General features: G+C 62.4%; 22 protein-coding genes. 11 read left to right on the forward strand and 11 right to left on the reverse strand.

Going from position 1 to position 24,933, the window contains the following annotated elements:
* Positions 1–238: 238 nt before the first annotated feature.
* A complete protein-coding gene (locus M0D67_RS16025; RefSeq protein WP_154561510.1) occupies positions 239–1,291 on the reverse strand; it encodes an NAD(P)-dependent alcohol dehydrogenase in 1,053 nt (350 codons plus the stop codon).
* Between the two features lie 320 nt (positions 1,292–1,611).
* On the opposite strand from M0D67_RS16025, the gene M0D67_RS16030 reads away from it, so the two are divergent.
* Positions 1,612–2,598 carry an AraC family transcriptional regulator gene (locus M0D67_RS16030; RefSeq protein ID WP_154561508.1) on the forward strand — a complete coding sequence of 329 codons (987 nt, stop codon included), beginning with the start codon at positions 1,612–1,614 and terminating at the stop codon, positions 2,596–2,598.
* Between the two features lie 18 nt (positions 2,599–2,616).
* Here M0D67_RS16030 and M0D67_RS16035 read toward each other — a convergent pair whose 3' ends face one another.
* From M0D67_RS16035 to M0D67_RS16045, 3 genes are all read right to left on the reverse strand, one after another.
* The gene (locus tag M0D67_RS16035) at positions 2,617–3,390 is read right to left on the reverse strand and encodes a molybdopterin-dependent oxidoreductase (protein ID WP_154561506.1); all 774 of its coding nucleotides are present in this window, start codon (positions 3,388–3,390) and stop codon (positions 2,617–2,619) included.
* Positions 3,387–4,019, reverse strand: a complete 633-nt coding sequence (locus tag M0D67_RS16040; RefSeq protein ID WP_154561504.1) for a cytochrome b/b6 domain-containing protein — start codon at positions 4,017–4,019, stop codon at positions 3,387–3,389. The genes M0D67_RS16035 and M0D67_RS16040 overlap by 4 nt, the downstream gene beginning before the upstream one ends.
* Before the next feature lie 101 nt (positions 4,020–4,120).
* Positions 4,121–4,753, reverse strand: a complete 633-nt coding sequence (locus M0D67_RS16045; RefSeq protein ID WP_154561502.1) for a hypothetical protein — start codon at positions 4,751–4,753, stop codon at positions 4,121–4,123.
* 184 nt (positions 4,754–4,937) lie between these two features.
* Here M0D67_RS16045 and M0D67_RS16050 point away from each other — a divergent pair, with 184 nt between their 5' ends.
* Together M0D67_RS16050 and M0D67_RS16055 are read left to right on the forward strand one after the other, a co-directional pair.
* On the forward strand, positions 4,938–5,609 hold the full coding sequence (locus M0D67_RS16050) for a heavy metal response regulator transcription factor (protein ID WP_093638501.1): 672 nt from the start codon (positions 4,938–4,940) through the stop codon (positions 5,607–5,609).
* A complete protein-coding gene (locus tag M0D67_RS16055; protein ID WP_266239168.1) occupies positions 5,606–7,006 on the forward strand; it encodes a heavy metal sensor histidine kinase in 1,401 nt (466 codons plus the stop codon). Before M0D67_RS16050 ends, M0D67_RS16055 begins: the two co-directional genes overlap by 4 nt.
* Here M0D67_RS16055 and M0D67_RS16060 read toward each other — a convergent pair.
* Both M0D67_RS16060 and M0D67_RS16065 read right to left on the reverse strand, forming a co-directional pair.
* Entirely contained in the window at positions 7,003–7,176 is a 174-nt protein-coding gene (locus M0D67_RS16060) for a hypothetical protein (protein WP_166618212.1), read from the reverse strand. The genes M0D67_RS16055 and M0D67_RS16060 overlap by 4 nt on opposite strands.
* Positions 7,177–7,228: 52 nt before the next feature.
* Entirely contained in the window at positions 7,229–7,570 is a 342-nt protein-coding gene (locus M0D67_RS16065; protein ID WP_154561498.1) for a zinc ribbon domain-containing protein YjdM, read from the reverse strand.
* Between the two features lie 207 nt (positions 7,571–7,777).
* On the opposite strand from M0D67_RS16065, the gene M0D67_RS16070 reads away from it, so the two are divergent.
* The gene (locus M0D67_RS16070; protein WP_154561595.1) at positions 7,778–8,101 is read left to right on the forward strand and encodes a hypothetical protein; all 324 of its coding nucleotides are present in this window, start codon (positions 7,778–7,780) and stop codon (positions 8,099–8,101) included.
* A 204-nt stretch (positions 8,102–8,305) separates the two neighbouring features.
* Positions 8,306–8,608 (forward strand): putative quinol monooxygenase, encoded by a 303-nt coding sequence (locus tag M0D67_RS16075; protein ID WP_093638511.1) that lies wholly within the window; start codon positions 8,306–8,308, stop codon positions 8,606–8,608.
* 80 nt (positions 8,609–8,688) lie between these two features.
* On the opposite strand, the gene M0D67_RS16080 is transcribed toward M0D67_RS16075, so the two are convergent.
* Positions 8,689–10,194, reverse strand: a complete 1,506-nt coding sequence (locus tag M0D67_RS16080) for a sensor domain-containing diguanylate cyclase (RefSeq protein ID WP_154561496.1) — start codon at positions 10,192–10,194, stop codon at positions 8,689–8,691.
* A 269-nt stretch (positions 10,195–10,463) separates the two neighbouring features.
* Here M0D67_RS16080 and M0D67_RS16085 point away from each other — a divergent pair, with 269 nt between their 5' ends.
* From M0D67_RS16085 to M0D67_RS16100, 4 genes are all read left to right on the forward strand, one after another.
* Positions 10,464–11,396 carry a 2-hydroxyacid dehydrogenase gene (locus M0D67_RS16085; protein WP_266239169.1) on the forward strand — a complete coding sequence of 311 codons (933 nt, stop codon included), beginning with the start codon at positions 10,464–10,466 and terminating at the stop codon, positions 11,394–11,396.
* Between the two features lie 145 nt (positions 11,397–11,541).
* Positions 11,542–14,463 carry a molybdopterin-dependent oxidoreductase gene (locus tag M0D67_RS16090; protein WP_266239170.1) on the forward strand — a complete coding sequence of 974 codons (2,922 nt, stop codon included), beginning with the start codon at positions 11,542–11,544 and terminating at the stop codon, positions 14,461–14,463.
* A 101-nt stretch (positions 14,464–14,564) separates the two neighbouring features.
* A complete protein-coding gene (locus M0D67_RS16095) occupies positions 14,565–15,311 on the forward strand; it encodes a 4Fe-4S dicluster domain-containing protein (protein WP_154561490.1) in 747 nt (248 codons plus the stop codon).
* 11 nt (positions 15,312–15,322) lie between these two features.
* Positions 15,323–16,273 (forward strand): DmsC/YnfH family molybdoenzyme membrane anchor subunit, encoded by a 951-nt coding sequence (locus M0D67_RS16100; RefSeq protein WP_154561488.1) that lies wholly within the window; start codon positions 15,323–15,325, stop codon positions 16,271–16,273.
* Between the two features lie 62 nt (positions 16,274–16,335).
* Here M0D67_RS16100 and M0D67_RS16105 read toward each other — a convergent pair whose 3' ends face one another.
* Together M0D67_RS16105 and M0D67_RS16110 are read right to left on the reverse strand one after the other, a co-directional pair.
* Entirely contained in the window at positions 16,336–18,900 is a 2,565-nt protein-coding gene (locus M0D67_RS16105) for an adenosylcobalamin-dependent ribonucleoside-diphosphate reductase (protein ID WP_266239171.1), read from the reverse strand.
* Between the two features lie 375 nt (positions 18,901–19,275).
* Positions 19,276–19,560, reverse strand: a complete 285-nt coding sequence (locus tag M0D67_RS16110; RefSeq protein WP_028197253.1) for a DUF3331 domain-containing protein — start codon at positions 19,558–19,560, stop codon at positions 19,276–19,278.
* 345 nt (positions 19,561–19,905) lie between these two features.
* Between M0D67_RS16110 and M0D67_RS16115 the strand changes: the two genes are divergently transcribed.
* Complete coding sequence (locus M0D67_RS16115) at positions 19,906–20,988, forward strand: AI-2E family transporter (RefSeq protein ID WP_266239172.1); 1,083 nt, start codon at positions 19,906–19,908, stop codon at positions 20,986–20,988.
* Between the two features lie 71 nt (positions 20,989–21,059).
* Here M0D67_RS16115 and M0D67_RS16120 read toward each other — a convergent pair whose 3' ends face one another.
* Positions 21,060–21,920: an alpha/beta hydrolase family protein gene (locus M0D67_RS16120; protein ID WP_154561482.1), complete on the reverse strand. Its 861-nt coding sequence runs from the start codon at positions 21,918–21,920 to the stop codon at positions 21,060–21,062.
* 73 nt (positions 21,921–21,993) lie between these two features.
* On the reverse strand, positions 21,994–23,103 hold the full coding sequence (locus M0D67_RS16125) for an OpgC domain-containing protein (RefSeq protein WP_171927001.1): 1,110 nt from the start codon (positions 23,101–23,103) through the stop codon (positions 21,994–21,996).
* Between the two features lie 578 nt (positions 23,104–23,681).
* Between M0D67_RS16125 and M0D67_RS16130 the strand changes: the two genes are divergently transcribed.
* Entirely contained in the window at positions 23,682–24,854 is a 1,173-nt protein-coding gene (locus M0D67_RS16130; protein ID WP_154561478.1) for a porin, read from the forward strand.
* The last annotated feature ends 79 nt before the right edge of the window (positions 24,855–24,933 follow it).

The following is a 24,933-nucleotide window of genomic DNA, read 5'->3' on the forward strand; positions in this document are numbered from 1 at the left end:
AACGCGGAATGTGCGAGAACACGGATTCCAGATGCACCACTACCCGCAGCAGACCACGGTGCCCACTTAGCATGAGCGGTTTGAGCTGCTTTCTCTTGCCTACTTCTCTTTGCAGCCGGCAAAGAGAAGTAGGTGCCGCCCCGCACAGGGGCAACACTAATAGACCACTAACAAATCAAGGAAAGGCCAAAGCCCTAAGAACACGGCCAATGCCGCCGCTAAAGGCAAAAAACCAAAATCACTTCCGTAAGGAATCCAGATCAACAACAAACCGATACTTAACATCACTCTTAAGCATCCGTTCATAAGCCTCATTAATCCCCTGCATAGGGATCACCTCAATATCCGAAGTAATCCCATGCTCGCCGCAAAAATCGAGCATTTCCTGCGTCTCAGCAATCCCACCAATCAACGACCCAGCCAGCCTGCGGCGCTTAAAGATCAGATTGAACACCTGCGGCGACGGATGGTCATGCTCCGGCGCCCCAACCAGCGTCATCGTCCCATCACGCTTCAGCAAATTCAAAAACGGATTCAAATCATGCTGCGCAGCCACAGTATTCAGAATGAAATCGAAGCTGTTAGCATGCGCGCCCATCTCTTCAGCATTCTTCGAAATGACAACCTCATGCGCACCAAGCCGCTTGGCATCTTCAATCTTCGACGGCGACGTCGTAAACAACACGACATGCGCACCCATCGCACGGGCCAGCTTCACGCCCATGTGACCGAGGCCGCCCAGGCCGACAATCCCGACCTTCTTGCCGGGACCGGCACCCCAAGTGCGCAGCGGCGAATACGTCGTGATACCCGCGCATAGCAACGGCGCCACACCCGCCGGGTCGAGATTCTCCGGCACGCGCAGCGTAAATGCCTCGTCCACCACCAGTTGCGTCGAATAGCCGCCGTAAGTGATCTGACCGTCAACCCGGTCCACACCGTTGTACGTGCCGACAAAACCGTTTTCGCAATACTGCTCGAGACCTTCCTCGCAACTTGCACATGTGCGGCACGAATCGACCAGGCATCCCACGCCCACCAGATCGCCTGCCTTGTACTTCGTCACGTCCGGGCCAACCGCCGTCACACGACCGACAATTTCATGGCCCGGCACCACCGGAAAAATCGTGTTCTTCCATTCGTTGCGTGCCTGATGCAAGTCGGAATGGCACACGCCGCAAAACAGGACTTCCATCTGCACGTCATGGGCGCGCAGTTCGCGGCGCTGAATTTCGAACGGAGCGAGCGGCGCGGTAGCGTCGGTCGCTGCATAGGCGTAAGTCGTGCTCATGGGTAACTCCAGCAAAGAGGGTGGTGTCGCAAGGCGCCGGCGATGGGCGACGCGCGTCGCCGATGCGGCCAAACCTTGTCATGAACCGGGATCAGGGCGCAGGCGGTGGTTGACGTATTCACCGAAACGGTGAGCAGGTAACCGAGCCCGGCGCAGCGTGGAAATAGATGATCCGGCAGGGTTCCCATAGTAGGGGCCGGGAGCGAACCGGGGAATACCTGAATGTCTTGAAGGTTTGCCTAAAACTCCTGGCGGTGAGCGCAGTAGGTCGTTTGGTGCTAAATTTCAAGCATTATTCTCTTGCACGTCACTATACCGTCATGTCAACCCGTTCCGTTGAACCCGTCCCGGCCGCTGGCGGCCCCGCCGATCCTGCCCAGCAGCGTCTGGTCGATTTGTTCGATTTGCTCGCGCCCAAACCGGGCGTGACGCGTTCGAGTTTCGAAGGTGTCAACCTGTTGCGCGCCAATAGTCCGATGCCGCGTATGCCCGTGATGTACGAGCCGAGCATCGTGATCGTCTGTCAGGGCCGCAAGCGCGGTTTTCTCGGCGATCAGGTGTTCCAGTACGACGCACAGCAATACCTGGTGCTGTCGGTGCCGCTGCCGTTCGAATGCGAAACCGAAGCGAGTCCGGAAGAGCCGTTCCTCGCGATCTCGGTGCGTGTCGATCTGACCATGGTGGCCGAGTTGCTGATGGCGCTGAACGAAACGCAGGGCGCTACGCAGAACGAGCCGCTCGGCATCTATTCGACGCCGCTGGACCCGGCCCTGTCCAACGCCGTGCAGCGTTTGATGGACGCGTTGGCCTCACCGCTCGATGCGCGGATTCTGGCGCCAGGCGTGGTCCGCGAAATCTGTTATCGCGTGTTGACGGGCGAGCAGGGCGATGCGATTCGCGCGGCGCTCACGCATCAGAATCATTTCGGCCGCATCGCCAAAGCGTTAAGGCGTATCCACGCCGATTATCAGGGGCAACTCGACGTCGATACGCTCGCCTCTGAAGCGGGCATGAGCCTCGCCGTTTTTCATGCGCAATTCAAGGCCGTGACGGCGACCTCGCCGATGCAGTACGTGAAGACCACGCGTTTGCATCACGCGCGTTTGCTGATGGCGCACGACGGTTTGAATGCCGGTGCGGCAGCGGCACGCGTCGGTTACGAAAGCGCGTCGCAATTCAGCCGCGAGTTCAAGCGTCTGTTCGGCCTGAGCCCGGTCGATGAAGTCAAGCGCATGCGCACCGTGTACGATGCACCGCCGCCGCCGCGCGTGGTCAGGCCGGTCCCGCGTTATGTGACCGCGGTATAAGCGCGTTCCCGGGAAGCGTTATAGCCCGCTAAACCAGTTGTACCCCTGGTCTTCCCAATAGCCGCCAGGGTTCGTGTTGGTCACGAAAATCGCCGCGATGTGCTTCGGATTCTTGAAGCCCAGTTTGGTCGGTACGCGCAGCTTCAGCGGGTAGCCGTATTTGGCCGGCAGCGGCGCGTCGCGGAAATCGAGCGTGAGCTGGGTTTGCGGATGCAAGGCTGTCGCCATGTCGAGGCTCGAGTAATAACGGTCCGCACATTTGAACCCGACATAGCGTGCGCTCAGATCGGCGCCGATGCGTTCGAGGAACGTGCGAAATGGCACGCCACGCCATTGCCCGATCGCGCTCCATCCTTCGATGCAGATGTGCCGCGTAATCTGTGAAACCTGGGGCAAGGCGCGCAGTTGATCGAGATTCCACGTGCGCTTGTCCGACACCAGACCGGACACTTCCAGTTGGTACGTCGAGCCGTCGATATCCGGCGCGTCGAACTCCGGATAGAACGCGTTGAAGGGGAACGGGTCGGTGATTTCTTTCGCCGAGTAGGTCGGCGCGAGCTTGTTGCGATCGAACAGCCACCCCTGCACGCGATCGTTCCAGCGCGACATGGCCCACAACACCTTGTCGACCGAATCTCCGTCCTGCATGTTGCAACCCGAGAGCATCGCCAGCGCACCGATCGAAAGCGACGAGCGCAGGAACAAGCGCCGTTGCAATCGTTCGATTTGCGGTTTGTGGTCGGCGAGGACAATGCGCGTGCCGCGCGCGTCTTTGCGTTCTGCGTCGCTCATGCTTCGCTCCTTTCGTGCGTGGACAGTCGGGCGCGGCCGGTCAACATCGGCAGCAACGTGCGCGGCACCAATAGCACCAGCGCCAGATGCACGACGACAAAACCCACCACGCCGGCCATCGCGACAAAATGCACGCGACGTGCGAAATCGAAACCACCGAACAGTGCGGTAAGCCACGAGAACTGCACTGGCTTCCAGATCGAAAGCCCCGACGCGACCAGCAGCACGCCAAGGAACAATACGAAGAGATAGAGCGCGCGCTGCACCGCGTTGTATTTGCCCGTATCGTGCGGCAGCTTGAACCGCATCGCTAATGCGGCATCGTGTACGACGTCGCGTGGATAGACAGGCAATAGCTTGCGACGAAAATGCCCACGCCCGATGCCATACGCCAGATACAGCAGGCCGTTAGCGCACAGCAGCCACATGGCCGCAAAGTGCCATGCAATCGAGCCGCCCAGCCAGCCACCTACGGTCGCCCACACCGGAAACTTGAACGGAAAGAAGGGCGACGCGTTATAGATCGCCCAGCCGCTCATCACCATGCAGACCATGGCAAACGCGTTGATCCAGTGCGTAATTCGTACGACGAATGGGTGGACGATGAAGCGCGCTTGCGGTTTGGGCATGGTGAGCGGTGATGAAACAAGGAAAAATCTGAAAGCCGCGTCATTGAGGCACGCGGCTGTTCGAGCAGCTAAAAAGGGCGAACGGTTGAAGAAACGCCGTATTACATCGGCGGCGTTACGCCGTGCTCACCTGCGGAGATGAAATTCGCCGCCATCGAGCCATCGGCTTCCTTATGGGCGAACAGCACGACCTTCGCGCCCGGCACCAACAGTGCGCGGTCACCCGGTTCGAGCGCGACGATAGGCACGTCTTGCGGAATCACGATTTTCTTTTCACCGTCCTTGTACTTGACCGTGATCGTGCGGCCGTTGCTGACCACGAGCGAGCCCACCGTGCCGTTGGTCATCGTGCTGTTCGAGCCGAGGTCCCACGGGCGGTGACCTTCGCCGGAGCCACGCATGCTGGCCGGGAATACGTGCACTTCGAGCGCCTTCAGCGAGCCGTCGGGCTGCGGGATCGCGGCGGTGCCGACATAGCTGTCCGGCTTGATGTCGTTCACGTCGGCAATCGTCACGCCGCGAATCGGCGTGTCTTTGGCGAGTTTCACGTCGACGTCTTTGCCGTCGCGCGTGTGGACTTTCAGCACGTCGCCCGAGAGCGCGGTCACGGTGCCACGCACGCCGGTGGGCGCGGCGCTCTGAGCTTGCGCGACGGATCCTGCTGCGAACAATGAGGCGGCGACGAGCGCGGGGGCAACGAAGGCGCGCATCGCATTAGCGGAGACAATCTTCATGAGTCTGCTCTGGGTGGGTGAAAGATAGCGTCAGGTTAGGCGCGCGATCGGCTCCGCCAAGTGACAGACGGATGACAAAAACGTCATGAACGGCGCGCCGCGGCCACGTAGAATGGCCGCCATATCCACGTCCACATTCATGACCCACGCCCACGGCGGCGCTCGGGGTCGGAAACCAGGCATCATGAGCATCCTCGTCATCGAAGACGACCCGAAAACCGGCGACTACCTGAAGAAAGGCCTGCGCGAAAGCGGCTACGCGGTCGACCTTGCGCGCACCGGCACCGATGGGCTGCACATGGCGCTCGAGCACGCGTATGACCTCGTGGTGCTGGACGTGATGCTGCCCGGTATCGACGGTTGGGAAATCATGCGTGCGCTGCGGGCGCGGCGCGATCTGCCTGTCATTTTTCTGACCGCGCGCGATCACGTCAGCGACCGCATTCGCGGCCTCGAACTCGGGGCCGACGATTACCTCGTCAAGCCGTTCTCGTTCACCGAACTGGTGTTGCGCATCCGCACGCTGTTGCGCCGCGGCGTGATCCGCGAGAGCGATGTGTTCGAGATCGCCGACCTCAAGCTCGACGTCCTGCGCCGCAAGGTGACGCGCGAAGGCGTCGAGATTCCGCTGACCAATAAGGAATTCATGCTGTTGCATCTGCTGGTGCGCCGCCAGGGCGAGGCGTTGTCGCGTACGCAGATCGCCTCGGAGGTGTGGGATATGAACTTCGACAGCGACACCAATGTGGTCGATGTGGCGATCAAACGGCTGCGCGCAAAGATCGATCATCCGTTTGAAAAGAAGCTGATTCATACGGTGCGCAGCATCGGCTACACATTCGGCGACGGCGCATGAAACTGTGGACCGAACGTTCGTTGACGGCTCGCACCACGGTGCTGTTCGCCTCGATCGCGTGCGTGGTGATCGGCACGTTGGGCATGTATTTCTACCACTCCGCCGAGCTGTCGTTGCAGCGCCGCGCGGACGTGGTGCTCACCGGCCGTGTCGAGCATTTCAGCCGCATCGTGCACGATCTCTATTCGGTTAGCGAATTGAAGAGCCGGCCTTTGCTGTTCGAGAGCATGCTCGGTGCGGAGCAAGACGTGCTGCTGTTTCGCCGTCCGGGCGAAGCGCCGTTTATCGACGTGAATCCCGGCAATGTCGCGGTGCCTGCCCTGCAGGCTAGCACCGCGGACCACTTGCCGACACTCTCGGATATCCGCCAGACCCTGCTGCCGGACGGCGTGCCGGTTCATTGGGCGATCGCTACCGTCAAAGCGCGTGAGGATGGCAGCGAAGTCGAAGTGATTGCCGCGCATCCGATGACCCAGGAAGTGCGGATGCTGGCCGCCTACCGCAATCGCATCGTGCTGGCCACGCTGACCGGCATGCTGGCTGCCACGCTGCTTGCCTATTACGTGCTGCGCCGCGCGTTGCGGCCGGTGCGCGAAATCGCCACGCGGGCGGCGCAGATCAGTCCGGCGAGTTTATCGGTGCGGCTCGACAGTGAGGCTGCGCCAGTCGAACTACGCCAGCTCACGCACGCCTTCAACGCCATGCTCGACCGTCTTGCCGATGGCTACCAGCGCCTCTCGCAGTTCTCCGCCGATCTGGCGCATGAAATTCGCACGCCGGTGGGCGCCTTGATCGGCCAGACCCAGGTGACGCTCGCGAAACCGCGCGATGCCGGCGAGTATCAGCAACTGCTCGAATCGAATCTCGAGGAGCTGAGCCGCTTGAGCCACATCGCGGAGAACATTCTGTTTCTCGCGCATGCGGACCATGCGGCGCTGTCCATCGACCGTGAGCCGGTCGATCTGCGCGATGAACTCGTCAGGATCGCAGACTATTTCGAAGGCCTCGCCGACGAACGCGGCATGCGCTTTACCGTCGAGGCTCGGGGCGTGGCGTCGGCCAATCCGATGCTATGCCGGCGAGCGATCAACAATCTCGTCGTCAATGCGGTGCGATACGGCGCGAGCGATACGGTGGTGCGCTTGAGCGGCACGCAGGACGAGCAGGGCGCGACTGTGGTGGTGGAAAACGACGGTGCGCCGATTCCTGGCGAGCAACTGGACCGCCTGTTCGATCGCTTCTACCGCGGGGATGCGGCGCGCAGCGAGTTCACCGAATCGAGCGGGCTGGGGCTCGCGATCGTCAAGGCGATCATGCATCTGCACGGCGGCACGGCGCGCGTGGTGTGTCCGGTGCCGGGCGTGGTGCGCTTCGAATTGCGCTTTCCGGGCGCTTAACTGGTTGTTTGCGTGGCGGAGGTCGTCTCCGGCGCATGGCAGCACACGCAGAGCTTGTTGCCATCGTCATCGCGAAACTTAAGCCGCACTCCTGGCGTTTCCATCAGCACGTCATAAAAGCCGAACGCGCGCTCGAAATCCGTAATGCCGACGAATACGTGGGAAAGCATCAGTGTCGCTCCTCGTTTGCATTGCCGGCCGATCCAGGCCGGGCCGGATGCATCAAACTTTCTTCAGATACTCAGCCTTCAGCATGAAGTTGCCTGCGTCCATCTTGCAGTCCACTTCGTGATCGCCGCCGACCAGACGAATGCTTTTCACCTTGGTGCCCATTTTCAGCGTGATCGACGAGCCTTTCACTTTCAGGTCCTTGATCAGCACCACGGCGTCACCGTCGGCGAGCGGGTTGCCGTTGGCGTCCTTGACGACGCGTTCGTCGGTCTCGTCCGCGCTTTGGGTAGCGCTCATCGGCCACTCGTGTGCGCAATCCGGGCAGACATAATTCTCGCCATCCGGGTAAGTATTTTCCATTGCACATTGCGGGCAAGCGGGAATTGTCGACATGATTTTCTTTCCAGACCGCGACTTGGCGCGGAAAACTTCAGGGCCGGGGAGTATAGCGGACGCGCACCGGGCCGCCTGCATCCGGCACGCCGGATACTGTTGCAGCGCAAACCGGTAATAGCGATACCGGGATGATCGCGCAACTGGTTGCGGCGGCGCGCGCCGGATACGATGAAACACCTCATTTTAACCGTCGGGAAAACCGCTATGAAACGCTTCCACATTGCTTTGGCCGTTACGAGCCTCGAGGCTTCCATCGACGATTACAGCGCCCGTCTCGGCCAGCCGCCCACGGCCGTGGTGCCGGGCCGTTACGCGATGTGGCGAACCGAGCTGCTCAACTTTTCGATCAACGAGATGCCGGATAACGGTGGGCAGCTTCGGCACGTCGGCTTCGAGGACGATTCAGTAGAAGGTTACTCGAGCAGCAAGGATGTAAACGGCCTCGAATGGGAGCTGTTTTCGGTGGAAGAGCAGGATCGGCGGATCGTCAGCACTTACGGCGAGGCGGTACGAACCGGCAAAGGCTGACATGCTTTTCTGCGCGGATGCAACCTGAATGCCTGTGCCTGATGCTGCCTGGCGCGACCCGATGTGCCCCCATGCTCTTCGGCACAGCTTCACGACCGCCGCCCTATACTTGCTAAGGTGCTTGACGAGCCGATGCCTTTCACAGCGCTTTGCCGGCCTGGCAAAGCGGATCCATTGTCCTCACTTCACCCAGGGAGTCGCGCCATGGTCAAACTCGCTCTGTACGTTCGTCTTGAAGCCAAACCCGGCAAGGAACAGGATGTCGAGGCCTTTCTGCTGAGCGGCTTGCCGCTCGTCGAGGAGGAGCCTGCTACCAGCGCCTGGTTCGGTCTCAAGCTTGGACCGACCACCTATGCCATTTTCGACGCTTTCCCCGACGAAGCTGGCCGCGAGGCGCATCTGAACGGCAAGGTGGCCGCTGCGCTAATGGCGAAGGCCGGCGAGCTATTCGCCACGCCGCCCAGCATCCACAAACTCGATGTGCTGGCATCCAAACTGCCAGGCTGATTGAGCTGCCAATCCGCTGACACGGCGCGGCCTTTTCAACAATCGAATTACACCGTACCAACGTGCGAGGCGGTCGGGCGTCAGTCGCTCGACGCGTCCGCAGACGGACGGTTCGCGTAGTGCGCGTGCTTTTCCTCATACATCAGCAGATCGGCGCGTTGCACACCGGCTTCGAGACGGTCGCCGCGCTGGCACGTCGCCGCACCCATCGAAAGACTCAGCACAGAGCCCGGATAAAACTGGTTGTTCAGATCGACCAGCTGGCGGATCGCATCGACCATTGCGGCGCCGCCACGCTCGTCGGTGTCCGGCATCAGGATCGCGAACTCGTCGCCGCCGATGCGCGCCGCGTGAAACGGCGCGTCCGTCGCTTTGGCGAGAACTTCGCCGGCGCGCCGTAACAGCGCGTCACCGGCCGCGTGGCCGAGCTGGTCGTTCACGCGTTTGAGGCCGTTCAGATCGGCCATGATGATCGTCACCGGCCACGGACCCTTGCGCTCGAGCCGGTTCAGTTCATCCACGTAAAAGGAGCGGTTGCGCAGCTTGGTCAGCACGTCATGCTTGCCGAGGAACTCCAGGTAAGCTTCGGCCTTTTTGCGCGCCGTAATATCGGTGAGGGCCACCAGCACCAGGTCCCAATTCTTTTCATGACCCGGCAGTATGGAGAACTGCAGGTGCACGTGCACCTCGTTGCCGTCGAGGGAATAATTGAGCACCTCGCGCTGCTGGAACAGCTTGCCGTCCCATAGATCGATCAACTGCTCGCGGAAATGCGGCCGCATGTCGTCGCGGAAGACGTCGGGCAGGCGCGCCAGCAGCGTTTTTTTGTCTTTTGCCACGAACATGTCGAGCGTGTGCTGGTTCACGTCGAGCACGTGGATTTCCTGCATGCAGCGCTCGACAAACTCGGGATGCACGTCAGTAAACACGCGGAAATCGCTGATGCCGGCGGAGCGCGCGTCGTCGAGCAGACGCTTGACCGAGCTGAAATCTTCCACCCACAACGAGACCGGCGAATATTCGAACAGGCCGCGCACATACTGTTCGGCAAGCGTCACGCGATGCCGCGCGCCTTCGAGTTCGGTAATGTCTTCGACGGACACGAGCACGCGGTCCCAGCGTTCTTCATGGCCGGGCAGCACGGCGCCCTTGAGCAGCACGTCGAGGCGCCGTCCGCCGAGCGTGTAGTTGACCGTCTGGCTCGTGAAATGCGCCTGGCCGGCCCACAACTGGCATAGCTCTTCGAGGTGAGTCTTGAGCATGTCGTCGCGGAACACGGAAGCGAGATTGCTGGTGAGCGCCTCGAAGTCGGCGGCCTCGAATTGCGCCAGCGTCTTCTGATTGACCTTGATGACGCGGATGCTGTGCGCGCATTCGGCGACAAGGGCCGGATATTCGACGAAATGGGCGCGCAGATCCGTCACACCTTGGGCCCGCCAGGCGTCGAATAGCGCCCGCACGCCGCTGAAGTCCTCGAGCCAGAGCGAGACGGGCGCGAGTTCGAACATTTCGGAATCGTCCCCCGAGGGGGCTTCCTGCGGGGCGTCGTTGGCAGGCGCTGAGCCGCGTGGCAGGGTGTCCAGCATGAGATTCCCGTGGTCGGAGTTCCGGCTATTCTAAAGCGGCTTCGGTTTGGCTTAAAAGAAAGACGCATGACGCATCCTGTCCGCGCCGGTCCATTCACGAAGATAACGGCGTGGTTCGGATGAGACTTTAGGCTGCACGGCAGCAGGTTTGCAACCGGGCCTTTTGATTGAGACCGCCCGTGATCGCACGCCAGCAGGGCCACGGGAGGCTTGTTACACTCACTCGTCGCATCCTCCGTCCGTCACAGCCTTAAGAAAAAACGTCCGCCATGAAGCCATCCCTGCTGGTTCTGATCCCCTTGAAAGACGCAAGTCGCGCCAGCGTCGAGACTGCTTTCCACGTCGTCTATGCACCCGATGCCACCCAGCGGGCCGCCGCGATCGCCACGCACGGCGAGACGATCCGTGCCGTGCTGACCAACGGCACGACCGGGCTGACCGCCGCGGAAATCGACCGGATGCCACAACTCGAGTTTGTCAGCGCGCTCGGCGCCGGCTACGAAAACCTCGCTGTCGACCACGCCCGTTCGCGCGACATCGTGCTGGTCAACGGCGCGGGCACCAACGATCACTGTGTGGCCGATCACGCGTTCGCCTTACTGCTTGCGGTGGTGCGCGACGTGCCGCAACTCGATCAGGCCACCCGCAAGGGCGCCTGGCGCGACACGTTGCCGATGCACCCGAACGTTTCCGGCAAGCGGCTCGGCATCGTCGGGCTCGGCAATATCGGCGAGAAGGTCGCGCGGCGTGGCGGCGGGTTCGATATGGAAATCGGCTACCACAACCGCAAACCGCGCGAAGGCTCGCCGCTGCGCTATTTCGACAACGTGCAGGGTCTGGCGCACTGGTGCGACTTTCTGGTGGTGGCGACGCCCGGCGGCGGCGGTACGCGTCATCTGATTAACAAGGCGGTGCTGGACGCACTCGGGCCGGACGGTTTCGTGGTCAACGTCTCTCGCGGCAGTGTGGTGGATACCGCTGCTTTGGCGGATGCGCTTGCCGCCGGCACGATCGCCGGCGCGGGTCTCGACGTCTACGAGGGCGAGCCGCATCCGCCCGAAGCCTTGCTGACGCTGCGCAACGTAGTCCTGACGCCGCATGTGGGCGGCCGCTCGCCGGAGGCGATCGCGGCTTCGGTCGACAATTTCCTGACCAACGCCAGACGCCATTTTGCGGGCGACGCGGTGTTGACGCCGATCTGACATTTGAAGGCAAACTGAAACCATCAGCCCAGCGGATAGTTTCTCTCGAAAATCGCGATTTCCCTTGTAGGCTCGTGGCGAATAGGATGGTCGGTATCGAATCCACATCGCTTCGACACAGCCGGAGCCGCGACGGAGATCCCGCATGGAACACCACGCCCGCACGCAGGACGAACGGCTGGAGATCAAGACCACCACTTGCTACATGTGCGCCTGCCGCTGCGGCATCCGCGTGCATCTGCGTGAAGGCGAGGTGCGCTATATCGACGGCAACCCCGAGCATCCGCTGAACCAGGGTGTGATCTGCGCGAAGGGCGCCTCGGGCATCATGAAGCAGTACTCGCCCGCGCGCCTGACCCAGCCGTTGATGCGCAAGGCAGGCGCGGAGCGGGGCAGTGCGCAGTTCGAGCCGGTGTCGTGGGAGGTCGCGTTCGACATGCTCGAAAAGCGCCTCGCCGCGATTCGCGCCACCGATCCGAAGAAATTCGCGCTGTTCACCGGACGCGACCAGATGCAGGCGCTTACCGGCCTCTTCGCCAAACAGTTCGGCACGCCTAATTACGCGGCGCATGGCGGCTTCTGCTCGGCCAACATGGCCGCCGGGATGATCTATACGATCGGCGGCTCGTTCTGGGAGTTCGGCGGTCCTGATCTCGACAGCGCCAAACTTTTCTTCATGATCGGCACGGCGGAAGATCATCATTCGAATCCGCTCAAGATCGCCATTTCGAAGTTCAAGCGCGCGGGTGGGCGCTTCATCGCGATCAATCCGATCCGTACCGGGTATGCGGCGATTGCCGACGAATGGGTGCCCATCAAACCCGGCACCGATGGCGCGCTGTTCATGGCCTTTCTACACGAATTGATCGCGGCCGACGCCTGGGATCACGAGTTCGTGCAGCGTTATACGAATGCGGCGGAGCTTGTCGATCTCGACGAAGCCAGCGAAAACTTCGGCCTGTTCGTGCGCGATCCGGATAGACCGGTTGGCAATCCTCTGTTTCCGCAGAACCATCTCTGGTGGGACGCCGCAGCCGCGCGCGCCGTGCCGCACCATGCACCCGGTGTGACGCCCGCGCTCGACGGCCGCTATGCGCTCGCGGACGGCACGCCGGTCACGCCGTCGTTCGCCTTGCTGCGCGAACGCGTGGCCGACTGTACGCCGGAGTGGGCCGCCGAGATCACCGGCATTGCCGCGGACACAATTCGCCGCCTCGCCGGTGAAATGATCCAGACCAGCCGCGACCACCGGATCACGCTGCCGATCCAATGGACCGACGCGTGGGGCGAGACGCACGAGACCGTCACCGGCAATCCGGTCGCTTTTCACGCGATGCGCGGGCTGGCCGCGCATTCCAACGGCTTCCAGTCGATCCGCGCGCTGGCGGTGCTGATGTCGCTAATGGGCACGATCGACTGCCCAGGCGGCTTTCGTCATAAGTCGCCATTTCCTCGCGCGGTGCCGCCATCGGCGAAACCGCCGAACAGTCCGGACGCCGTCAAGCCGAACACGCCGCTCGCCACCGGTCCGCTCGGCTGGCCCGCCGCGCCTGAAGACCTGTTCATCGACGAACACGGCGGCCCGGTTCGCATCGACAAGGCCTTCTCCTGGGAATATCCGCTGGCCGTGCACGGCGTGATGCATAGCGTGATCACCAATGCCTGGCGTGGCGATCCCTATCCCATCGACACGCTGCTGATTTTCATGGCTAACATGGCCTGGAATTCGTCGATGAACACGATGAAGGTGCGCGAGATGCTCGCCGACAAGCACGCGAACGGCGAGTACAAGATTCCGTTTCTCGTGGTGTGCGACGCGTTCCAGTCGGAGATGACCGCATTCGCCGATCTGATCCTGCCGGACACGACCTATCTCGAGCGGCACGACGCGATGTCGATGCTCGACCGGCCGATCTCCGAATTCGACGGTCCCGTGGATTCCGTGCGCGTGCCGGTCGTGCCGCCGACGGGTCAATGCAAGCCGTTTCAGGAAGTGCTGATCGAACTCGCTTCGCGCCTCAAGTTTCCCGCCTTCACGACGGCTGAAGGCACGCGCCGCTTTCGGGACTATCCCGACTTCATCGTCAATCACACGACGACGCCCGCTTCCGGCGTGGGCTTTCTGATCGGCTGGCGCGGCAAGGACGGCGACAAGGCGTTGGTGGGCGAGCCGAATCCGCAGCAGTGGGAACAGTATGCAAAGAACAACTGCGTGTTCCATTACCGCTTGCCGGAGACGCTCCAATACATGCGCAACTGCAACGGACCGTATCTCGACTGGGCGGTGAAAAACGGCTTCCGTAAATTCAACGAGCCGATCCTGATCCAGTTGTACTCCGACGTCATGCAGAAGTTCAGGCTCGCCGCGCAAGGCCGCAGGAGCGGCAGGCAACCGCCGGAGCATCTGCGGGCGCGGGTCGAAAAGTATTTCGATCCGCTGCCGTTCTGGTATGCGCCGCTCGAAAGCGATTCCACCGATCTCACGCGTTTTCCGCTGGCCGCGGTGACGCAACGGCCCATGGCGATGTATCACTCGTGGGATTCGCAGAATGCGTGGCTGCGGCAGATTCATGGCGAGAACTATCTCTACATGAATCCGCTGATGGCGGCCGAAAACGGCATTGCCGACGGTAGCTGGATCTATGCCGAATCGCAATGGGGCCGGGTGCGCTGCATGGCGCGCTTTAGCGAGACCGTCGAGCCGGGGACAGTGTGGACCTGGAATGCGATCGGCAAGGCGTCGGGCGCATGGAACCTCGGCGCGGACGCGAACGAATCGCAGCGCGGCTTCCTGCTCAATCACCTCATCACCGACGAGTTGCCCGGTCGCGACGAAGCCGCCGCGCGTCTTTCGAATTCGGACCCGGTGACAGGCCAGGCCGCGTGGTACGACGTGCGCGTGCGCGTCTATCCCGCGGAAGCGGACGCGCGTCATACGCTGCCGCAGTTCGGTGCGATGCCCGCGTTGCCGGGATCGAACGGGGTGATATCGCGGGTCGTGCAGACCTATTTCGCGGGGCGCGGCGAATTCGCGGCACGGCTGCGTGGTGCGGTGGGGCGCAAGTGATGCAGGAATCGCAGGATTCGCACGCGAGCAATGCGAAACCCGGGCACCGCAGAACGGCGGGCAACGCGCGAATAACGCAGTAAAGCAGCAAGGAGCCTTTAATGACTCAGATGGCGTTAGTGATCGACCTGAACGTGTGCGTGGGGTGCCAGGCTTGCGTGACGAGCTGCAAGGAGTGGAATACGTCGGGCGAGTCGGGCAGTCTGGCCGATCTCAATCCGTACGACGCGGATCCGTCCGGCACCTTCTTCAATCGCGTGCAGAGCTTCGAAGCCGGCAGCTTCCCGAACGCCGACACGATCCACTTCCCGAAGTCGTGCCTGCACTGCGAGGACCCGCCGTGCGTGCCGGTGTGTCCGACCGGCGCCAGCTACAAGCGCAAGGAAGACGGTCTCGTGCTGGTCGATTTCGACAAATGCATCGGCTGCAAATACTGCGCGTGGGCGTGTCCATATGGTGCGCGCGAACTCGATGAAGCGCGCAAGGAGATGACCAAGTGCACGCTGTGCGTCGATCGCATTCACGATGAAAACCTCTCCGAACGCGACCGGCAACCCGCGTGTGTGCTCGCGTGCCCGACTTCAGCGCGACTGTTCGGCGATATCCACGATCCGGAGTCGGTGGTGTCGAAGGCAATCAAAGAGCGGGGCGGTTATCAACTGATGCCTGAGTGGAACACCAAACCGGCGAACCACTATTTGCCGCGCATCACGACGTCGGCATCGGGTTGCGGCAGCGGCGCCTGCTCGTGCCAAGACACAGGTGTGGCCCTTGAGGCGCCCGAATCACTTGATGCGCAACTCGAACACGGCCAACTGCATCTTGCGTCGATGGCGACGCGTATCTAAAGGACCTCGCGATGAATCCGGCTTTTTCAGTGGTTTTTCTCACGACGTTGAGCGGCGCGGCACAGGGCCTGCTGATCGCGCTCGTCGGTGTGGAGACGGCTGCGCATCTGGGACTCGTCACCGCGCCCGCGGTTGGGTTCTATGTCACCGGTGCGGGCTTGTCGGTCGTGTTGGGTGGCCTCGGGCTGATCGCTTCGTTCTTCCATCTCGGGCATCCGGAGCGCGCATGGCGCGCGGTCGCGATGTGGCGTACGTCGTGGTTGTCGCGCGAATGTCTGTGCCTGCCGGCGTTTCTCGCCTGCGCGTTTTTCTACGGCGTCGCGCACGGGTTCGGCTCACCGTGGTCACTCGCGATAGGCTGGCTCGGCGTACTGGCGAGCGCCGCGCTGTTCGTCTGCTCGGCGATGATCTACGCATGCCTGCGCTTCCTGCAGGAATGGGCCACGCCGCTCACGCTGGTCAACTTCGTGCTGCTCGGTTGCGCGTCCGGCTTCACACTGGCGACGGCGCTGACCGCGTGGTTCGCGCCCGCGCTGACAGTGGGGCTCGCAATCTGTGCCTGCGTCCTGACACTCGCGGGCTGCGCGAGCCGCTCGGCATCGCTCGTGCGCAATGCGCGCTTACGGCCGAAGTCCACCGTGCAGAGCGCGACCGGCATTCAGAATCCGAAGCTCGTGCAGATCTCGCGTGGCTTCACCGCTGGCGCGTTCAATCTGCGCGAGTTCTTTCACGGCAAATCGGCGGGGACGCTGCGCGGCGTCAAGTGGGGGTTCCTCGCGGCCGCGTTTGCCGTACCAGTTGTGCTGATGGCGCTGGGCGCGGGCCTGCATCCGATCGGCGTCTCGCTCGGCTTGCTGGCCGCGGCGTGTCTCGTGCAATACGCGGGCCTCGTGGCGGAACGCTGGTTCTTTTTCGCCGAAGCGAAGCATCCGCAGAATCTGTATTACGCGCGAGTCGGTTGACGCGTGGGTTGGCGCAGCCGTCCGATATCGGCGGCCGCGTCTGCGTTGTAACTAGCTGTCACTCACCCGCACGCACCGACCTCACCACACGCCGTACAGAAGTCGCACCCATCCTTGCGAATTACCGCATTCGCTCCACACGAGCCGCATTTGCGGCCGAGCATGGTGTGCAAGCCTTGCATACCGCCGGGTTGCGTCAAGGCTGCTTCGTCAGCCTCGCCAGGAGGCGGACGGATACCGAAATCCGCCGGCAACGCCGTCTCGGCCTTCATCTGCCCACGCGGCAAACGCGCCAGCATCCGCGACGGCACCTGATTGCCTTCGGCATCGAGAAAGCCGCGGCGGTGCAGAATCTGCTGGATCGCAAACGCGAGCGCCGCCACTTCGGAATCGTGCCAGCGCGGCGTGCGATGGCCGTCGAGACGCTGCACCTCGCCGAGCCGCACCTGCCCGCGATCCCACGACACCTTGCGCATATCCTGCAGGTTGCGCGCGACAAAACCGCCGCGTGCCGCGAGCGACAGCGAACGCATCGTCGCCGTGATCCACTGTTGCGATTCGTCGCGCTGCCCGGTCGGAATGAAGAACTCGATGGGGCGTTCGATCGTGACTTCTTCACCGCCCAGCCGTCCCGTCACTTCGATGAACGAGACCGCCACGTAAAGCGACTTCTTGCCGGCTTGCGTCAGGTACTCGACCTTTTCGATGATCGCCGGCAATTCACCTTTGGGCCGATGATCGATCGCGATGCGCAGCGGATCCTGATCGGTCTCGGTCAGCGTATCGTCTGCTTGCGGCGGCGGGCTGACGCTCAGCACCGCGCCGAGCGTTTCATTCGGGCGGTACGTGGCGAGCCCTTTCAAACCGTTTTTCCACGCGTCGAAGTACAGGCTTTCGAACGCTTCGAACGGATAGTCCGCCGGCACGTTCACCGTCTTCGAGATCGACGTGTCCACGTACGGCTGCACGGCGGCCATCATGTCGAGGTGGTCGCGGGCCGACATTTCGAGTGCGCTGACGAAGTAGTCGGGAAGGTTTTTCACGTCGCCGCCGAGCTCGCGATAAAGGCGATACGCGTAGTCTTCGACATCGAACGACTCGCGGCCGCCGTCGGCCATCACCTTCATGCGCGTGTAGGTCCACGAGAAGGCCGGCTCGATGCCGTTCGACGCGTTGTCGGCGAACGCGAGACTGACGGTGCCCGTCGGCGCGATCGACAGCAAATGACTGTTGCGGATGCCGTCCTGGCGTATCGCGTCCTTGATGTCGTCGGGCAGGCGCGAGGCGAACGTACCGTCTTCCAGATAGCGTGCGGCGTCGAACAACTCAAACGCGCCGCGCTCGCGCGCCAGTTCCACCGACGCCCGATAGGCCTCGTCGCGCATCAACTGGGCGATGCGCACTGCGAAGTCGCGGCCTTCCTGCAAGTTGTAGCGCAGGCCGAGCATCACCAGCGTATCGCCTAAGCCGGTGAAGCCCACGCCGATGCGCCGCTTGGCGCGCGACTCGTCATATTGCTGTTGCAGCGGCCATAGCGTGACGTCGAGCACGTCGTCGAGAAAACGCACCTGGATGCGAGTGCGTTTGGCGAGACCGTCCCAGTCGAACGAAGGCTTGCGGCCTTTCATTTGAGCGAACGGATTGACCACGAAGCGCGTGAGGTTCAACGGTCCGAGGTTGCAGCAGCCGTAGGCCGGCAGCGGTTGTTCACCGCACGGATTGGTGGCGCGGATGGTTTCGACGGCGCGTAGATTGTTGTCCTCGTTCATGCGCGAGATGAACACGATGCCGGGCTCGGCGACGTCGTACGTGGAGCGCATGACGCGGTCCCATATCTCGCGTGCCGGCCTTTCGCTATAGACCCACAGGCCGTCCTCGCGTTGCCGCACATCGCCTGCCGCGCGCAGCGCGGGGGAGGGCTCGGCACGGTGCACGAGTTGCCAGGGCTGATCTTCTTCGACCGCGCGCATGAATTCGTCGGTGACGCCCACCGACACATTGAAGTTGTTCCAACGGCCTTTCGAATGCTTCGCCTCGATGAACTCGATCAGATCGGGGTGATTGCAGTCGAGCACGGCCATTTGCGCGCCACGCCGCGAGCCGGCGCTTTCCACGGTCCGGCATGACGCGTCGAACACGTCCATATAGCTGCACGGCCCGGACGCCGACGAACTGGTGGTATGAACGCGGGCGCCCTTGGGCCGGATCGCGGAGAAGTTGTAGCCGACGCCACCGCCGCGGCGCATCGTTTCGGCGGCTTGCAGCAGCGCCACGTAGATGCCGGGCAGGCCTTGTTCGTCGACACCCTGAATCGCGTCGCCGACCGGTTGCACGAAGCAGTTGATGAGCGTGGCGGCGATGCCCGTGCCCGCCGCGCTCATGATGCGTCCGGCGCCGAGCGCGCCGTGCCGCAGGTTATCGGCAAAGAGCGCTTCCACCGACTCGCGCAGGGCTTCCGGTTCCGCCTGAGCGACGCCACGGGCGACGCGTTTGAATACGTCGTCAGCCGATTGCTCGTCGCCTTTGGCGTATTTCTCGAGCAGGACGTCCAGAGAGAATTGTTGCGGTGCAACTAGCGGGGCGGGAGAAACCGCTGCGGCGCGGGGTTCGTGCGTGTCTTCTGCCATGGTGTCGCCTCTCGTTTGCCGCGAGACGGCTGCGGCGCGTTCGAATGGGATGCGGTGCATTCATTTAACGCTGCGCGTCTGACAGGCGTGGTGGCCTGGCGCATCGGGGTTCACCTTAACGCACGTGGCCAAGCACCGCAATCAGGCTTTGGGAGGCGGGCCAGCAGAGTGGCTGCCCGCCAATGCCAGCGGCCTTCCGTAGCGGCCGTTATAGACCTATAGGCGGTGAGTTGACGAGCGGCGCCGGGCGTGTTGGAGAGCGCCTGAAAAAGCGGGCAGCGCGGCGGAGAGCCTGCGCCAATAATTCATGAAGGAGGCCTACGGCAGCAGGGACCGTAAGCTCACGGCAGCCACGTGTCGCCGAGGCAAAAAACTTCAGGCTTCAACCAGTTCGCCCAACACCTCAGCACAAATCATTGCAGAAGCATTCGAAGGAGCCGGCCGTTCAGCCGGTTTGAACACCGCGTCGCCGCGGCGGATCTTGCGTCGTGTCACCGCGCACGTTCCCGACGTATGCGCCGAGCGCCGCCGCCAACGCTGCTCGCCGTAATGACAGCGCCCCGGTTCGACCCAGCGGATCACCAGCGTGGTGTCGGAGCGCTCGAGAATTTCGATGCGTACGCCATTGGTTCCGTCAAGGGGGATGGACTCTAAGGTCATCATCGTCGGCTCCGTATTGTGGTGTGCCGAATGTAGTCCCGTGCGAGGCGGATAGCCATTGTGCCGCGGTTGAAACAGTGTTCTCTAAACAGCAACAATGAAACTTGACATTCACGCTTACCCGAAACGACGGGCCTTTGCGGGATATATGCGAGGTGAATTTGCGATAGCGTGGATTTTTGCAACGCAGTGTTGTACCCAGTGCGACGAGCATGCTGCCTGCGAAGGGCGCCGGTGCTTCCTTTAAGATGTGGTTATTGATGAGCAACCGTGCGACGCAAGTGTAGCGGGTTTGCATTTTTCCGGTCGTCACGCGCGCATATCCACAAGAACTCAAGAGCCCACATGATTTCACGCCCCCCCGTAGCGCCGCCCGAATTGCCGACACCGCCTGATTGCCTGAAAAAGCAGAAAGCGGCTTCACTCGTCCTGTATATCGCACTCGTGTTGCTGGCGCTGTGGGTCGTGCGCGATTTCATTGCGGTGGCGGCCTGGGCGGGTGTCATTGCGATCGCGCTGTGGCCGCTTTTGCAAACGGCGGCAGGCAACCGCTGGCTTGCTGGCCGCACGACGCTGATCGCCACGGCGCTAACCCTTGCGATCGCATTGCTGGTGGTCCTGCCGGTGGGTGTCGGCATTGCCCAGGCGCTGCGCGAAGCCCATGACATGAATGAGTGGTTCCAGGCCGCGCAGGAAAATGGTATTCCGATGCCGGACGTCATCCAGCGCTTGCCGTTCGGCGTGCAACAGGTTTCAGCCTGGTGGCAGGCCAATCTCGCCCAGCCGCTGCGCGACTCGGCGGCAATGAAGGGGCTGCACAGCACCACGGTGATGACGCTCGGCCGCCACTTCGGCGCGCGCGCGGCGCACGGCGTGATGGTGTTCGCTTTCATGCTAATCACGCTGTTCGTGATCTTTCAGGCGGGGCCGCGTCTGTCCGGCTCGCTGATGAAAGGCGTGCGGCGCGGCTTCGGCGACGACGGCGCGCAGTTGCTCGCGCGCATGGCCGCGGCAGTACGCGGCACGGTGTCGGGGCTGGTGGTGGTCGGGCTCGGCGAGGGGGTGTTGTTGGGCGTCGCCTATTTCGTGACCGGCTTGCCGCACGTCGCGCTGCTCGCGTTCGTCACGGCGATCGCCGCGATGCTGCCGTTCTGCGCACCGCTCACGTTCGGCCTCGCGGCCTTGTGGCTGTTCTCGCAAGGCTCGGTTGCCGCGGCCGTCGCGCTTGCTGTGTTCGGCTCGGTTGTGGTGTTCGTCGCCGAACATTTCGTGCGGCCGGTGCTGATCGGCAACTCGACGCGATTGCCTTTCCTGCTCGTGCTATTCGGTATTCTCGGCGGGGCGGAGACGTTCGGTTTGCTTGGCCTCTTCATCGGGCCCGCGCTCATGACCGTTCTGGTGGTGCTGTGGACCGACCTCGTGCAATAGTTGCACGCACTTGTTGCACACACTTTGCCGGCGCAATCAGGATTGCTGATTTGCCGGCTTATTTTTTCTGATTACTTGTCCTGATCGCGCGCCGATTGTTTGACGCAGCCAACCGTGTATTTCAGCGCGGCGGGCAACAGCGTGCTCCAGACATCCCAGGTGTGGCCGCCGTCGATGATGCGCAGCGCCGCCGGATTCCCCGCCAGCCGAAGGTGCGTGTAAAGCGATGACGCATCGGCCTGGATCGCCAGGTCGTCGTCGCCGGCGGCGATGAACATCGGCAGGCGATACGGCTGGCTCATGTACCGCTCCCATTGCGCCGGATAGTTGAGCGCATGCCAGACGTGCGGATCGAACTGCCGGTCGCCGAACACACCGACGCGGCGCGCCGCCGAAGCGAGCGGCGGCTCGTTCGCATAGATCGCGGGGCTCAGCAGGAGTGCGCCGCAAAACAGCTCCGGTTGCGTCATGGCGTAGCGCAACGCGCCGAAACCGCCCATTGAAACGCCGCCGATCATCCGCCCGTTACGCTGCGTTGCGACCGCGTAGCGTGTTTCGATCTCGGGCAGCAGATCGCCGAAGAACGCGGTTTCCATCTTCTCCTTGCGATCGACATACCAGTCCGTGCCGCCCTGCGGCATCACGATCGCAACCGGTGGCATCTCCTTGTGCTCGATCAGTGCGTCGGCGGCGGTTTGCAGGTGGCCTTGCGTGAGCCAGTCGTTGGCGTCGCCGTTGTTGCCGTGCAGGAGGTAGAGCACGGGAATGCGTGCGGCGTCGTGGCGATAGCCGGTGGGCAGATAGATCGTGTACGCCCAGTCGCGGCCGAGCGCTTCGGAATGGAAGCTTCGGCTGATGACGGTGCTGGCGCTCGCCGGCGCGCCGACAGCGGCGCACAGCGCGAGGAGTGCGGAATGTAGGAATAGACGCATGTCAGAGTAAGAGGCCGCCGCGCAGGTCGCGCGCGGCCGTCATGCTATCAGGATCGGCAGTGAAAACGCTCACTCAGGGCGACGTTCTGAGACGCAAGCTCCAGAGGTGCGTCGCGAAGCGCTTGAGCGGTTCAGATGCTCTCGCGACGGCGAACAGCGCGCCGACAGCACATGCATCCGCTACCAGCCCGAGGGGATAGTTCAGATAGCCGTCAGTCGCGGCATACAGCAGCGAATCGACGACCAGCGAAATCACGGCGCCCGCGATAAAGCACAGCAGCCCTTTGCGGCCGATCATGCCGACCCACGGCATCCATTGAGCGAGCTTCCTTGCCCAGCCGAGCTGGATCAGGTTCGCGACGAGCCAGGCAATCGCCAGAAAATTGACGGCGCGCAGATAGGAGAGATTTTGCTTGAAGCTGGCATCGAGCGGCTCGCGCTCAATAAAGAGCTTGTAGTAGGCCGCGGCGGCGACCACGGCGAACGCCAGCACGCTGACCAGCCAGCCGAGACGGTGCGCGCTGATCCGCTGATAAACCGGCTGGCAACGTGCCAGCACGCCGAGCACGAACAGCAACTGCCAGGCAAACGGGTTGAAATCCCAGTGCATGTCCGGCGCGGCGGGCAGGTAGGCGTCGATCGCCGGTGCGCCTGCCCACAGCGCAACGCTGCCGGCCAGCAGCAGCCATGGCTTGCTGCGCGCGAGCGGCAGGATCATCGGGACCAGCAGTGCGAAGAACGCGTACATCGGCAACACGGAAGCGAGATACGGCTGACGGCGGAACAGCAGAATGTCGCGCAGGGCGGCCACGGGCGTGTCCATCAGATCGTCGAGGTCGGTGGTGGCGAGATTCGGGCCGTCGATACTGAACGCGGTCAGCACCGCGCTGACCAGCAGCATCAAGCCGGCAGTGATGAGGAAGGCGCGATAGATTTCGAGCGAGCGGCGCAGGAAGCGGCTGCGCGCGGTCGCCTCGTTACGCCGTTCGGCGAGCGCCGCGTAGGCCGTCGCGGTGGCGAAGCCGCCGAGGAACACGAAGACCTCAGCCGCATCGCACAGCGCATAGGCATGCAGCGTGACGCGCGACAGAATGCTGCCGCCGATGTGATCGACGACGATGATCAGGAGGACCAGCCCGCGAAAAAAATCGAGCTCGATCAAGCGGGATTGCGACTTTTGCATTATGTGGTGCCAAAAGCAGCCCCGTGCGACGGCGCGCTAGTCCAGCGCGGCAGGCGTCTCACAAAGCTTTTGAAATTGGATTAGGTGTTGCGGCGGATGGCCGCCCCGCGGATGGCCGCCCCGCAGGTGGCCGCCCCGAGGATGCACGACCCGTGGGGTGACCAACCGCGTAGCCGCTTGAACCAGCCACGCGAGGCGCGGCTGCAGAGGCCAGTAAAAATGACCCGTTTGAGGGCGCAGAGTTCCGCTGCAGCGCCGCAAAAGCTTTCGATTATATTTCCTTCGATGACAAAACCGCGTCGAAACGCGCAGCGCCGGCGCGGCCAATGCGACAGCCAGCTTAAGTCCCGGCGGCGCGGCGCCGTTTACCTGAATAAGCGCTGCGAAAAAAGGGGCTGCCCTAGGCAGTGGAGATTTCGCAACGTTTTGAGATATGCGCGCGACACCCGATGGACGGCGACGTAACGGCGTGTGAGGATTTCCTTAAAGCGCGTCGGGGTCGATAAACGCCTCGACTAGCGTCAAAAAGAAAGCGGTCGGATCGAGTTGTCCCATTGCTCGAGCTCAGGGAGATCATCATGAACAAGCAAGTGTTCGCGCTGGCTGTCTCCACCGCTTTGTCCGCCACTTCGTTGGCGGTTTTCTCCCTGCCTGCTTTTGCCCAGACGAGCGTGACGCTGTACGGCGTGCTCGATGAAGGCATCAACTACACCAACAATGTCGGCCACGGCCATGTCTATGAACTCGCGAGCGGTTTTGCGCAAGGCAGCCGTTGGGGCTTGAAGGGCGCCGAGGAACTGGGCGGCGGCCTGAAGGCGATCTTCCAGCTCGAAAACGGCTTCGACGTCAGTTCCGGGCGGCTTAACCAGGGCGGCCGGATGTTCGGCCGCCAGGCGTTCGTCGGCTTGAGCTCGGAGCCATACGGCACCTTGACGTTCGGCCGCCAGTACGACTCGGTGGTCGACTTTCTGGCGCAGACCACGGCCAACGGCAACTGGGCCGGTTCACTGTTCTCGCACCCGTACGATAACGACAACACCGACAACTCGTTCCGTCTCGACAACAGCGTCAAGTACACCAGCCCGTCGATCTCGGGCTTCCAGTTCGGCGGCGTCTACAGCTTCAGCAACGACACCGGCTTCGCCAACAATCGCGCGTACAGTTTCGGCGGCCAGTACACCTACGGCGGACTGCTGGTGGCCGCGGCTTATCTGCAGGCCGACAACCCCGGCAACGGCTCAAACGGCGCGATCACCGCGAACGACGCCAGTTTTATCGCGGCTCGCATGCGCGTGTTCGGCGGCGGCATCACCTACACCTTTGGCCCGGCCACTGCCGGCTTCGTGTACACCAACTCGAACTATCTCGACCCGACCGGCAACGGCTTTCTCGGCGTGACGCCGCTCGTGCCGCCGGGCGTGTTGTTGAACTCGCTCAAGTATCAGAACTTCGAGGTGAACGGCAAGTATCAGATTTCGCCGATACTGTTCGTCGGCGCGCAGTACGTGTACACGATCGAAACCTACGACGCCTCGAACGGCGGCGTGAAGCCGAAGATTCATTCGTTTGGTTTGATGGCGGACTACAACCTGTCCAAACGCACCGACGTGTACATTCAGGGCGAATATCAGCAGGTGACCGGCGACGCCACGTTCTCAATTCTGGACGATGCCTTCACGCCCGGCACCCAGTCGCCGTCGTCGACGTCGAAGCAGGTCGTGGTGCGCGCGGCGATACGGCATAAATTCTAGAGGGTGGCAGGACGTGCCGGCGGTGGGCTGCATGATGACTGCAGGGCCGGGTGTGATGGATATCGCTTTCCCGTGCGGC

It is taken from the genome of Paraburkholderia sp. SECH4 (assembly GCF_030511745.1).
Classification (GTDB): Bacteria; Pseudomonadota; Gammaproteobacteria; order Burkholderiales; family Burkholderiaceae; genus Paraburkholderia; species Paraburkholderia madseniana.